11 protein-coding genes are annotated in these 12469 nt (G+C 53.6%); all 11 read left to right on the plus strand.

Annotated elements, in window-relative coordinates:
• Positions 1-22 precede the first annotated feature (22 nt).
• Positions 23-382, plus strand: coding sequence for a hypothetical protein (locus FBQ85_17225; GenBank protein ID MDL1876889.1), 360 nt, complete (start codon positions 23-25; stop codon positions 380-382).
• Positions 383-601: 219 nt separating this feature from the next.
• Positions 602-1060, plus strand: coding sequence for a nuclear transport factor 2 family protein (locus FBQ85_17230; protein MDL1876890.1), 459 nt, complete (start codon positions 602-604; stop codon positions 1058-1060).
• Positions 1061-1349: 289 nt separating this feature from the next.
• The gene (locus FBQ85_17235) at positions 1350-1559 is read left to right on the plus strand and encodes a hypothetical protein (GenBank protein ID MDL1876891.1); all 210 of its coding nucleotides are present in this window, start codon (positions 1350-1352) and stop codon (positions 1557-1559) included.
• Positions 1560-1772: 213 nt separating this feature from the next.
• Positions 1773-3014: a T9SS type A sorting domain-containing protein gene (locus FBQ85_17240; protein MDL1876892.1), complete on the plus strand. Its 1242-nt coding sequence runs from the start codon at positions 1773-1775 to the stop codon at positions 3012-3014.
• 42 nt (positions 3015-3056) lie between these two features.
• Entirely contained in the window at positions 3057-5903 is a 2847-nt protein-coding gene (locus tag FBQ85_17245) for a T9SS type A sorting domain-containing protein (protein ID MDL1876893.1), read from the plus strand.
• Between the two features lie 52 nt (positions 5904-5955).
• On the plus strand, positions 5956-7089 hold the full coding sequence (locus FBQ85_17250; protein ID MDL1876894.1) for a serine hydrolase: 1134 nt from the start codon (positions 5956-5958) through the stop codon (positions 7087-7089).
• Positions 7090-7119: 30 nt separating this feature from the next.
• On the plus strand, positions 7120-8262 hold the full coding sequence (locus tag FBQ85_17255) for a beta-lactamase family protein (GenBank protein ID MDL1876895.1): 1143 nt from the start codon (positions 7120-7122) through the stop codon (positions 8260-8262).
• 56 nt (positions 8263-8318) lie between these two features.
• Positions 8319-9041, plus strand: coding sequence for a VCBS repeat-containing protein (locus FBQ85_17260; GenBank protein MDL1876896.1), 723 nt, complete (start codon positions 8319-8321; stop codon positions 9039-9041).
• On the plus strand, positions 9038-10129 hold the full coding sequence (locus FBQ85_17265; GenBank protein MDL1876897.1) for a T9SS type A sorting domain-containing protein: 1092 nt from the start codon (positions 9038-9040) through the stop codon (positions 10127-10129). Before FBQ85_17260 ends, FBQ85_17265 begins: the two co-directional genes overlap by 4 nt.
• A 28-nt stretch (positions 10130-10157) precedes the next feature.
• Positions 10158-12020: a T9SS type A sorting domain-containing protein gene (locus FBQ85_17270; protein ID MDL1876898.1), complete on the plus strand. Its 1863-nt coding sequence runs from the start codon at positions 10158-10160 to the stop codon at positions 12018-12020.
• A gap of 19 nt (positions 12021-12039) precedes the next feature.
• The coding region (locus FBQ85_17275; GenBank protein ID MDL1876899.1) for a hypothetical protein at positions 12040-12469 on the plus strand (430 nt) is incomplete at its 3' end.

Below are 12469 nucleotides of genomic sequence, written 5' to 3' on the forward strand. Positions count from 1 at the left end.
TCTGCGCCGGCGCCGAGCCGATTTGCTTTCTCTCATCATCATCAGCGCGATCTGTTCTTATGCGCTCGCGCTGATTTGGACTGCGGGACACAATCTCGCCATGTTTTGGTATGAAGCCTGGCTGCGCAGCGAGCCGGTAAAAATCACGCGCATTTTTTACGGCAGCCTCTATCATTCTTTTGTGCTGATGGCGTGGAGCGTGCTTTATTTCGCCATCAAAAACTATCAGGAATTGCAGGCGGAAAAAGAGCGCAAGCTGAAAGCCGAGGCTTCAGCGCAGCGCGAGCGGCTGCGGGCGTTGCCAAGCTCGAAGTCTTGCTCAAAGCAGCGGGCAATCAAGATTTCAAAATTCTCGTGCTGCCCGAAGCCGATCACGGCATGACGATTCCGGGCGGCATGCGCGGTGCAGGCGAAGATTGGCCCGTGCGATATTACCGCTGGCAACGCCGCGCGCCAGGGCTGTATGAGAAAATCTACGAATGGGTGTTGGCGCATGTGAAGATTGCCGGAGCATAGGAAATCTCATGACAGGAAAATGTATGGCAGAAAAATCTTGAACAGCATTAAAGTAGCTTTGAATCAAACCAAAGAGGAAGCGGCGATGAAATTGAAAACAATTCTTACTCTCGCGGTGCTTTGCTTCACTTTGACGAGCGTTACGACGGCTCAACAAAGCGATGATCACGAAGCCGTGCGCCAAGCGGTGCTGGATTATGTCGAAGGTATTTACGAAGTGCAGCCGGATCGCATCGAACGCAGCGTTTCGCGCGAACTGGCTAAAGTGGGCTATTGGCGCGAAAAAGACGGCGGAACGTATTCAGAAAGCCGTATGAGTTTCGAGCAATTGGTGGAGGTGGCCAAGAATTGGAACAAGAAGGGTCGCGTCGATCCCAAAACCGCGCTCAAAGAAGTGGTGATTTATGAAATCGTGGATCAAACCGCGACGGTCAAGCTGCGCGCGCATTGGGGCATCGACTACATGCACCTCGCGAAGAAAGAGGGCAAGTGGCTTATCATGAACGTGCTCTGGCAAAGCCCTCCGCCGCAAGATGTGAAATAGGCAGCATGCGGACGAGTGAGCCAACGTCACGCCGAGATTTTGAAAAGTTTTTGGCGAAACCCGGTAACCGCAGTTTGTTTCGGTGGAAAAGCTTGGCCACCGATTGACGCAGAAGCCGCCGAGTTTCGCCTTTTCCCCCGCCGCACATGAAATACCCATTTGGGGGTATGAACACTTGCCTTAAACTCTCGTCTGTTTTTGGTACAGAACATCAGTGCCGTGCACCTGACTTGCCATCATTCGGAGTGAAGCGATGGGACTTTACCAAATCAAATCTGAATAAAAATTTATGCGCTCACCCGTTTTTATTTCCGTGCTGCTTGCGTTATCCTTGTGCCGGAACGCAGGCGCACAACTTTATGATGACGCTTCCGCGAATTTGCCGAACAACGGCGCGCGCGGGCCGAGCATGGACGTGCGCGCCGCGGATCTTGACAACGATGGCGATCTCGATCTATCGAAAGGATATGCAGTTCTCAAGTATCAGATTTGTATTTGATCCTTCAACGTGAGCAGCAATTTCTCTGTTGAGCATTGGCTTTGAAGCTCGACTATTGTGTCAATTGCCTGAATTGCCCCGCATTCATTCCTCCTTCTCAAATACCCACTTTTGGGTATGATCACTTACCGAAATACTTCGTCTCTTCAATAACGGTCACAATAGATTTTTATATCTCCATTGCATTATCAAACCAACTTCGAGGTGTTTGCCATGAAACGAGCGTCAAAGTTTTACGGTCTTAAAATTTCCCGGTTATGTAACCAGAACATCAAGTCATGGCCGATGCTATTGGCCGCGCTTTGCATGATGGCTGCGAGTGTTAATGTTTTGCAAGCACAGGCGCCGCAAGGCGATTTGTTCGTTAGCAGCCGCAACACCAACTCCGTGAAACGTTACGATGGCCATACCGGCGCATATCTTGGCGATTTCGTGAAGCCCAATGCCGGCGGCTTGAACGCAACGCAGGAAGTTTTGTTCGGATTAGACGGCCACTTGTTGGTGAGCGGGCGCGGCAACCGGCACATTCTGAAATTTGATCGCTATACCGGCAATTTCCTCGGCAACTTCACTTCCGGGTATGATCTCGACAATCCTACCAAGATGACGTTGGGACCGGATAGCCTGCTTTATATCAGCCAATGGGGGCAGATAAAGAGGAAAGTCGCGCGCTTCAATTTTTCCACTGGAGTTTTCGTCGATGAGTTTACGGAGACCGATCTCAATCAAGGCAGCGGTCACGCGTGGGATGCTGCCAGTAATTTTTATGTGGCAAGCTTTGGCTCTGCGGACGTGCGCAAGTTCGACGCGAACGGCAAATTTCTCGGCGTCTTCACAGAAACGGGGCGTTTGCGCGGCGCAGTGAATTTGTGGTTTGGCGAGGGCGGTGATCTCTTTGTAGTCGATTGGACTTTAGGTTCCGTGCTTCGGTTTGATGGACAAACCGGCCGCTTCAAATCGAATTTCATCACTGGCATGCAGAACACTGAAGGCTTTGTCTTCGGTCCCGACAGCTCGCTTTATCTTTGCGATTGGTCGCGTAACACGATCAATCGTTACGATCGTTTGGGCCGTGTGCTCGGCATTTTCGCTAACAGCGGCGGTATGCGCGCGCCGAATAGCGTGACCTTTGGCTCTTTATCCGTAACAGCAGTATCAGAGCGAGAGAGCATGCCGCAAGGTTTCGCGCTGCTGCAAAATTATCCCAATCCTTTTAATCCGGGCACTATCATCCGCTTTCAGTTACCGTCACATGGCAGAGTAAGCTTAACCATTTACAACATATCAGGTCAGTTGGTGCGGACGCTATTGGATAGCAGTGCGTCCGCTGGTGCGCATGCCGTTGCATGGGACGGCCGTGATGATCACGGACAAATAGTCGCTTCGGGTGAGTATTTGTATCGGATCGAGGCCGGTGGTTTTGTAGAGATGAAGAAGATGACTTTCGTGCGATAAATCTTGAGGCCGCGAATCGTTTACCCAATCAGAGTACCTGTTATGAGATTGACCCGCTCTCGTATCATCGCAATTGTTGCCCCTGCTTTCATATTGTTCGCTGTCATTGGAGTCATGTTGTTGCATGGCAAAAGGGATCTGGCGTTATCGGAGCGCGTTGTCGCAAGCCGCAGTGAAAAGGGGAAACGCTCTCCGCTCGGACTTGCAGAGTTGTCCCAAACCTTTATTGATCCCGCCACCGGCATGATTCCACCGGGCATTCGCAGCCGCGAGTTGGAGTTTGCGGCTACATTGCCAAAACGCGCACACGCGCTCTCGAAGAGCAGCAATGCTTCATTGTTCAATTGGGCTCCGGCCGGGCCGAACAATCGCGCCGGGCGCACGCGCGGCTTGGCCGTGGATAGCAACGATCCGCAAACGATCATCGCCGGCGGCGTGAGCAGCGGCGTGTGGAAATCAACCGACGGCGGCACGAGCTGGTCGCTCAAAACCACGCCGGGTGTTTCGTTCGCCGTGACCACCATCGCGCAAGATCCACGGCCCGGGCAAACGCACACGTGGTACTTTGCCGGCGGCGAATTGCGCGGCGGCACAACTTCGAGTGATCGCGGCTTTTGGGCGCCGTACATGGGCGCGGGCATTTTCAAATCCACTGACAACGGCGAAACGTGGCAACTTTTGCCGGGCACGAAAGATCCCGATCCGACGGTTTTCAATTCTGCGTTCGATTATGTGCATCGCCTTGCCATCAGCCCGACTACAGGCACGGTGTTCGTCGCGAACAATGCGAGCGGCATTTATCGCTCGGTAGATGGCGGAGATTCATTTCCGCTGGTGTTGGGCGGAGTGGCGCAACATGCTTGGAGCGATGTTGCAGTCGGATCGAATGGTGTGGTGGTCGCAACCTTGTCGCATCAAACGCAGGGCGCAGCCCAGCGAACCAATTTGCCGGGCGTTTACAAATCTCATGACGACGGCGTGACGTGGATGAACATCACGCCCGCTACTTTTCCCAACACGCATCACCGCAGCTTGCTTGCTGTTGCGCCTTCGAATCCCGACATCGTTTACGTGCTCACTTTCACCGGCCAAACTTTGAGCGATGGCCGTGAAGACATGCGGTTTCATAAAATCAATTCGGCCACCGGCGCGTCTGAAGATCGCAGCGCGAATTTGCCGCGTTACAGTGGCGCGCCCGAATTAGGCGCAGCAATTCATGCGTGGTTCAATTTCTGTATGGTGCTCGCGGTAAAACCGGACGACGAAAATTTTGTGATCATCGGCGGCACAACGTTATTCCGCTCGAACAACGGCTTCGCCTCGCCGCCGAGCGGTGCGCGCAATCAAACGCACATCGGCGGTTATGCCAACCCCAACAGCGGCGGTGTTTATGCCAATCATTATGTCGATCAGCAAAATTTGGCGTTTCATTCTTCGCAGCCGAACGTGCTCTGGTCTGCGAATGACGGCGGCGTCTTCGTCACGCGCAACGTGACTGCCACACACGTGGTGTGGGAGAATAAGAATCGCGGCTACATCAGCTCGCAATTTTATGCCGTTGCGATTTCGGCGCGTGCAGATGATGAGCAAATTATCGGCGGCGCGCAGGATGACGGCATTCTCTACGCGCTGTCGGCAAAGACTGCCGTGGGCGCGCCAACGCCGGACGTGCAAAATATCGTCGGCGGCGACGGCTCTTACTGCTATCTCGGCGAACGCTTTGCTTACTCTTCTCTCAATTTTGGCGCGGTGCTGCGGCACAATTATACCTCGCCTAATCGCACCGGCATCGGCGGTCCGGTTTTCATCGGCGTGCCGCCGCTCAACAGCACGCAAGGCCGGCGCTTCATTCACCAGTACGCGGTCGATCCGGCGGATGAACGCGTGATGCTGTTTCCAGTTGGTAACGTGATTTATCGCAACACGAACATCGAAGGCACGAACCCGAGCAACACGTGGACGGCGCTCACGCAGATCGCCGCGCCGAGCAATTATTCCGTTACGGCGATGGCGATGTCGCAGCAGAATCCCCAACATGTTTTGTATTTTGGCGCTTCCCGCAGCGGCGTTGCGCCGCGCATCTATCGCTGGGAGAATGCGCACACGGCGGCTTCAGGTTTGCAGGAAATCTCGGTGCCCAATCAAGCCGCGAATACTTACGTGCATAGTATCGCCGTCAATCCGCTGAATGCGAACGAGATTCTCGTGGTGTTTTCCAATTACAACATTGTTGGGCTTTATCATTCAAACGATGGCGGGCAAAATTACACGGCCATCGAAGGCAATCTCACTGGCACGAGCGCGGAACCGGGGCCGTCGCTGCGCGCGGCTGCCATTCTGCCGTTGAACGAATTGGGAGAGAATCGCACGGTTTATTTCGTTGCCACCAGTGTGGGACTATTTTCAACCGCCGCATTGAACGGCGCGAATACGCTTTGGGAGCAAGAAGCGACGGACATCATCGGCCACGTTGTGGTGGAGCACGTTGTCGCGCGTGTGTCCGATGGCCGCGTTGCCGTCGGCACGCTCGGCCGCGGCATGCTTGTCGGTGATTACAGCTCGCCGACTCATGTTGATGATCAACCTCCGGCTTCCTTGCCCGCCACTTTCCGCTTGCAGCAAAATTATCCGAATCCATTCAATCCCTCGACCAGCATCGCATTCGACTTGCCGGTGGCGAGCCGCGTCACGTTGAAAGTTTATGATGTGAATGGCCGCGAGGTCGCTGCGTTGGTGAATCAACAAGAAATGGCTGCGGGAAATCATCGCGTGAATTTTTCCGGACGCGATTTGGCGAGCGGAGTTTATTTCTATCGTCTCGAAGCCACGCCGCTGCAAGGCGCGACGCCGGCATTTGTGGCGAAGAAGGCCATGTCATTAGTCAAATAAGCCTGGATGCTTGATTCTGGATGCTTGTACTCTTTCTCATAATCATACTCTTATGAAAACTTCTTTTGCGCCGATCATTCTTGCGCTGTGGGTGTTTGCCTGCGGCGAAAAAGCCGCCGTCAATCCGCCGCAACAAAATGAACCTTCCGCGCTCGATCAAGCCATTCAAGCAGAAATGAGCAAGGACGGCCTGCCTTCGCTGGCCGCATGCATCATCAAAGACGATAAAATCGTTTGGCAAAATTTTTATGGCTTCAGCGACGCCGATGCCAAGCAGGCACCGACCGAAGCCACCGCATACCTGCTCGCTTCGATCTCCAAAACCGTGACGGCGACCGCGGCCATGCAGCTTTGGGAAAAAGGCTTGCTCGATTTGGATCAAGATCTCAATGCGTATTTGCCTTTTAAAATTCGCAATCCGCACTTTCCCAATGATCCGATCACGACGCGACACTTGCTCACGCATCGTTCCAGCCTTGCGCATCCGAGCGGCGAAGATCCCGCCTTTTATCAAACCTATCCCAACGACACCGCGCCGGCGCTCGGGCCGTGGCTGCGCGAATATCTCGTGCCGGGCGGCGAAGAGTACGTTGCCGCTATGTGGAAGAACGCCGCGCCGGGAACCGTGTTTGAAAACTCGAACGCGGGCGTCGCGTTGTTGGGCTACCTTGTTGAAGTTATCTCCGGTATTGATTTCGGAGACTACTGCCGCAAGAATATTTTTACACCGCTGGCGATGGAAAATTCGGGCTTCCGTTTGCGCGATGTTGCAGGCAGCCCATTGGCCGGGCTGCACACTACGGCAACGGCCACTACGGCGCAATACAGCGTCAGATATTATCCGGCGGTCATGCTGCGCAGCTCGATAAAGGAACTTTCACATTTTGTGATGGCGTATTTGAACGGCGGTGCATTTAATGGCAAAAGAATTTTGCAAGCAGCCACGATCGATGAAATGCTTCGCATGCACGTGCCCGAAGCGGGTTACGGATTGATCTGGCGAAATTTTGGCAATGGCTACATGGGTCACACCGGCGGTCTTCTCGGCGTGACTGCGAGTTTGAGCCTCGACCCATCGAATAAATTGGGGCTGCTCATCTTCACGAATCTCATTCGGAAAACCACGGTTCATCCGGGCGGAAAAATTTATGAATTGCTTCGGCAAGAAGCCGCAAAACACCGTTGAGCTTTATTGCTCGAACAAAGGCAACGAACAATGAAGAACAAGTACGTGCGTTTGGCGCTCATCGGTTTCGCGCTGTGGCTGTTTGCTTGCGGCGAAAAAGCTGCCGTCAATCCGCCGCAGCAAAATGAAACTTCCGCGCTCGATGCCGCTATCCAGGCGGAAATGAGCAAAGACGGCCTGCCTTCGCTGGCCGCGTGTATCATCAAGGGCGACAAAATTGTTTGGCAGAATTTTTACGGCTTCAGCGATGGCACTGATAAAAAGGCCCCGATCGCGGAAACGATCTATGTACTCGCGTCGATTTCAAAAACCGTTACGGCAACGGCGATCATGCAGCTCTGGGAAAAGGGGCAGCTCGATTTGGATAAAGACCTCAATGAATATCTGCCCTTCAAAATTCGCAACCCACGCTTTCCCGATGATTTGATCACGACGCGGCACTTGCTCACGCATCGCTCCGGCATTGCCTGGCCGAACGGCGAAGATCCCAATTTTTATCGAACCTATCCCAACGACACCGCGCCGGCGCTCGGCCCGTGGCTGCGAGAATACCTCGTGCCGGGCGGAACCGAATACGTTGCCGCGATGTGGAAGAACACCCGTCCCGGAACCGTGTTTGAATACTCGAACGTCGGCGGTTCGCTGCTGGGGTACCTCGTCGAAGCCATCACCGGCGATGATTTCGGTGAATATTGCCGGAAAAATATTTTCGCGCCGCTGGAGATGAACGACTCGGGCTTCAGATTGCGCGACGTTGCCTCCGACCGGTTGGCCGGGATTTACACTTCGGCAATGGCGCCCACCGGCCATTACAGCGTCAAGTTTTATCCGGTAACGACGATGCGCAGCTCGATCAAAGAGTTTTCACATTTTGCCATAGCCTGCTTGAACGGCGGTGAATATAACGGCAAAAGAATTTTGCAGACCGCCACGATCAACGAAATGCTCAAAATCCACGTGCCCAATCCGGGCGTCGGCTTGATCTGGTGGAACATGGGCAACGGCTACATGGGACACAACGGCAGCTTCATCGGCGCGTCTTCAAATTTGAGCATCGACGCCACAAACAAATTGGGGCTGCTCATTTTCACGAACATCTTCAACAAAGCGACGGTTTATCCGGGCGGGAAAATTTATGAGTTGATTCGCCAGGAAGCCACGAAATACCGTTGAGGGGTTTTTGCTAACGCGAATGCCAAAACTTCAAACTCTCAAACTCAGTGAAACTTATGAGCACAAAATTCTTTACAGTCTCGCTTACGATCATTTGCTTTTCCGCCATTCAAAGCTTCAGTCAAACTTTGACAAAAATCACCGACGCGAATAATCCGGTGGTCAACGACGTGTTCAACAGCGGTGGAGGGAGTTGGATCGATGTGAATAACGACGGGTATCTCGAATTGTTTGTGGCGCACGGCAATGACGCGAGCCAGAACAATTCACTGTATCTCAATGACAAAAGAGGCGGCTTCATCAAAGTGCAAACCGGCGCCCTGGTGAATGACGGCGGCACGTCTATTGGCAGCGTCTGGGCCGACTTCAATCACGATGGCAAGCTCGACGCATTCGTGACGAACCGTTTCAACTTCAAAAATTTTTTGTATCTCGGCAGCGACGACACGGTTTTCACGAAAATCACGACAGGGAATCCGGTCACCGACGTGGCCAGTTCCAACAGCAGCAGTTGGGTGGACGTGGACAACGACGGCGATCTCGATTTGTTCGTGGTCAACTTTGGCGCGCGCCATTTCTTTTATCGCAACGACGGCGCGCCAAATTTTAATCTCACGAAAATCGACACCGGTCTTGTGCTCGCGAACAACGGCAATTCGATTGTCGCGCATGGGCGGATTACAACAACGATCGCGCGCCGGATCTTTTTGTCGGCAACGGTGCGAACGAGAACGATTATCTGCTTACCAACTCCGGACGCGGCGCGTTTACACTTATGACTTTGAATGATGGCCGCAGCACATTGGGCGCAAGCTGGGGCGATTACGACAACGACGGCGATCTCGATTTGTTCGTCGCCAATTTTTTGAACCAGAATAATATGCTGTATCAAAACAGCGGCGCGCCGAATTACATTTTGACGCCGGTCGCGAGCAGCATCGTTGCCAACGACGGCGGCAGCTCGGTCGGCAGCGCGTGGGGCGATTATGACAACGACGGCGATCTCGACCTGTACGTGGCCAACGATATTGCTGCGGGCGGCTCGGGCCGAAATTTTCTTTATGAAAACAGCGGACCGCCGAATTACACCTTCACCAAAATCACCGCGGGCGAGGCGGTGAATGATATCGCCAATTCCTTTGGCTGCAATTGGGCGGATTATGATCGCGACGGCGATTTGGATTTGTTTGCCGCGAATCGGTTGAATCAGCGCAATCTTTTGTATCGCAACGAGGGCAATGGCAATCGCTGGCTCGCGCTCAAATGCGCGGGCACGATTTCAAACCGCACCGGCATCGGTGCGAAGGTGCGCGTCAAGGCGACGATCAACGGCGCGGCGCGTTGGCAAATGCAGGAGATCGTTCCGCAATCCGGCTATAATAACCAGAATTTGCATTTGCACTTTGGCTTGGGCAACGCAATGACCGTCGATTCGCTCAAAATCGAATGGCCTTCCGGCGCGATTGATGTCTTGAAGAATGTTCCTTCAAATCAGTTTCTTATCGTTATGGAAGGCGCCAATCCCACCGGCGTTCATGAGGGCGCGGTTTCGCCGCCGCAAGATTTCGGCCTGGAGCAGAATTATCCCAATCCATTTTCCGCGAATGGAGCGCCGGGTAACCCCGAAACACGCATTGCTTTTGCGCTGCCGGTTGCGAGTCGAGTTACGCTCACGGTTTTTGATATGACTGGCCGCGTCGTCGCCGAGTTGTTGCGCGGCCAACAGAAATTCGCCGGTCTGCACGAAATTAATTTCGCAGCGCAAAATCTCGCGAGCGGCGTTTATTTTTATGAACTGCAAGCCGTGCCGCTGCACGCACTCGCCTCTCCATTTGTCGCCAAAAAAGCCATGTCGATTGTCAAATGATTAACTGCCGAACGCACAGGAGTACAATATGCTCATACGCAAAATTTTTCTACCGCACGGTAAAAGCTTCATCTGCGCCGCCGTTATTTTGTTTACGCGGCCTGCCATGCTAAACGCCCAGCCTTTCACCAAAATCACCATCGGAACAATTGCCACCGACGTGCGAGATGCTTCGGGCGCGAGTTGGATCGATTATGAGGGCGACGGCGATCTCGATTTGTTCACGAGCAATCGTTCCATCGGCAACTATCTTTATCGCAACAACGGCAACGGCAGCTTTCCGCGCGTCAACGCCGGCAGTCTCACGACGATCAATTCCATCGGCAATAGTTGGGCGGATTACGACAATGACGGCGATCTCGATGTGTTCACGGTCGGCTTCAGTTCCGTGCTGCATCGCAATCAAGGCAACGGCACGTTCGTCAATGTGACGGTCAGCGCGTTGGGTCTTGCCAGTTCTAACTTGGCGGGATGGGGCTGTGCTTGGGCGGATTTTGACAACGATCGTCATGTGGATTTGGTCATCGCGCATGCCGCAGGCGCGCTCGGCACGTCGTTGCCCAATTTTCTCTTTCGCAACAAAGGCGACGGCACGTTCGAGCGCATCACGAACAGCCCTGTCGTGACGGGACTAGCGCCTTACACCGTTCCAACGTGGTCGGACTTTGATCAAGACGGCGATCAGGATTTGTTCATTGGCAGCGGGCCGGCGAACGGGACACGCGCCCGTGATTATTTGTATCGCAATCAACTCAAGCAAACCGGCGCGGCCACGTTCGAGCGCATCAACGAGGCGCCCATTGGCACCGATCTCGCCGACGGGCAAGTGTGGAATTGGATCGATTATGATAATGACGGCGATCTCGACGGTTATGTCACCAACTATTGGGGCGGCGTGAATAGCGGACTGCGGAATTTTTTTTATCGCAATGACGGCGGGACATATACCTCCATCACGAGCGGAGCGATTGCGACCGATGCTGGCCTTTCTTTGGCACAAGTGTGGGGCGATTTCGACAACGACGGTGACTTGGATGTTTTCTTGGCAGAAGACAACAACAACGGCGCAGCCAACAAATTTTATCAAAATAACGGCAACGGCACTTTCTCCCGCATTCTTACTGCGCCATTCACCACCGACATCGCGCCGAGTTGGGGCGCCACCGGCGGCGACTACGATAACGACGGCGATATTGACTTGTTCGTCCCCAATGTTCTTCGCCCAGCCATTCAAGCGCCGCCGCATTTTTATCGCAACGATTTGAGCAACAACAATCACTGGGTGAAACTCAAGCTGGTGGGAACGAGCAGCAATCGCGACGGCATTGGCGCGAAAATTCGCGCGAAGGCAACCATCGGCGGCAACACGTATTGGCAACTGCGCGAGGCCTCAAGCCAAAATACGTTTTGCGGGCAGAACAGTCCCGAGATTCATTTCGGTTTTGGTGATGCGAGCAACATTGATTCGCTGCGCATCGAATGGCCTTTGGGTCAGATTGATATTTATGCCAACGTGCAAACCAATGTTGTTTTTCAAGCCGTGGAAGGCACGGGCTTGAATCCGCTTTCGACTGCGGTTGAGGACGAATCTCCAACGACACCGTTGGGTTTTGCGCTCGAGCAGAATTATCCCAACCCATTTAATCCAACCACCCGTATTGCCTTTAAGCTGGCGGCGGCGAGTCGTGTCACACTCACGGTTTTCGATGTGACTGGCCGCGTCGTCGCAGAGTTGTTGCGCGATCAACAAAAAATGGCCGGTCGTCACGGTGTAAATTTCACGACGCAAAATCTCGCGAGCGGAGTTTATTCTTACAAGCTTGAAGTGATACCGGGCTATGGCTCATGGCAGCCGTTTGTTGAAACGAAAAGCATGGTGTATTTAAAATAATCGTAAAAGGAAGCCTCTCGTGAACGCACAAAAAATTTTCAGCCGGCTCGCGTTGATCTGCGCAGTCATGAGTTTCACTGCATGCAAAGAAGATTCTCCCACGCCGCCGGATGAAGCGCCCAAAGGTGCGGGTGATTTTTCCATTCCCAACGGCAACGTAACGATTGCCGGCACGCTCGATCTTCCCTCGACGCCGGGGCCGTATCCGGTGATGGTCTTCATTCCAGGCTCAGGCACTGAGACGCGAGAGGCGGATCGGCCAGTGCGTGAGGTTTTGCTGCCGCAGGGCGTGGCATTATTCACCTATGACAAGCGCGGTCTTGGCCAATCGACCGGCGCTTATCAAAACGTCAATCTCCAAAACAGCGCGCAGTTGATTCCCGAGCGCGCCAGCGACGTGCTGGCAATTGTGAATTTTCTCGCGACGCATCAGGATATCAATCCCAAAC

It is taken from the genome of Cytophagia bacterium CHB2 (assembly GCA_030263535.1).
In the GTDB taxonomy this organism is placed as follows: domain Bacteria; phylum Zhuqueibacterota; class Zhuqueibacteria; order Zhuqueibacterales; family Zhuqueibacteraceae; genus Coneutiohabitans.

Excerpts from the sequence above, each read along its gene's own strand:
- FBQ85_17230 (MDL1876890.1), top strand. The coding sequence starts at position 602 with ATGAAATTGAAAACAATTCTTACTCTCGCGGTGCTTTGCTTCACTTTG.
- FBQ85_17235 (MDL1876891.1), top strand. The coding sequence starts at position 1,350 with ATGCGCTCACCCGTTTTTATTTCCGTGCTGCTTGCGTTATCCTTGTGC.
- FBQ85_17240 (MDL1876892.1), top strand. The coding sequence starts at position 1,773 with ATGAAACGAGCGTCAAAGTTTTACGGTCTTAAAATTTCCCGGTTATGT.
- FBQ85_17245 (MDL1876893.1), top strand. The coding sequence starts at position 3,057 with ATGAGATTGACCCGCTCTCGTATCATCGCAATTGTTGCCCCTGCTTTC.
- FBQ85_17250 (MDL1876894.1), top strand. The coding sequence starts at position 5,956 with ATGAAAACTTCTTTTGCGCCGATCATTCTTGCGCTGTGGGTGTTTGCC.
- FBQ85_17255 (MDL1876895.1), top strand. The coding sequence starts at position 7,120 with ATGAAGAACAAGTACGTGCGTTTGGCGCTCATCGGTTTCGCGCTGTGG.
- FBQ85_17260 (MDL1876896.1), top strand. The coding sequence starts at position 8,319 with ATGAGCACAAAATTCTTTACAGTCTCGCTTACGATCATTTGCTTTTCC.
- FBQ85_17265 (MDL1876897.1), top strand. The coding sequence starts at position 9,038 with ATGACTTTGAATGATGGCCGCAGCACATTGGGCGCAAGCTGGGGCGAT.
- FBQ85_17270 (MDL1876898.1), top strand. The coding sequence starts at position 10,158 with ATGCTCATACGCAAAATTTTTCTACCGCACGGTAAAAGCTTCATCTGC.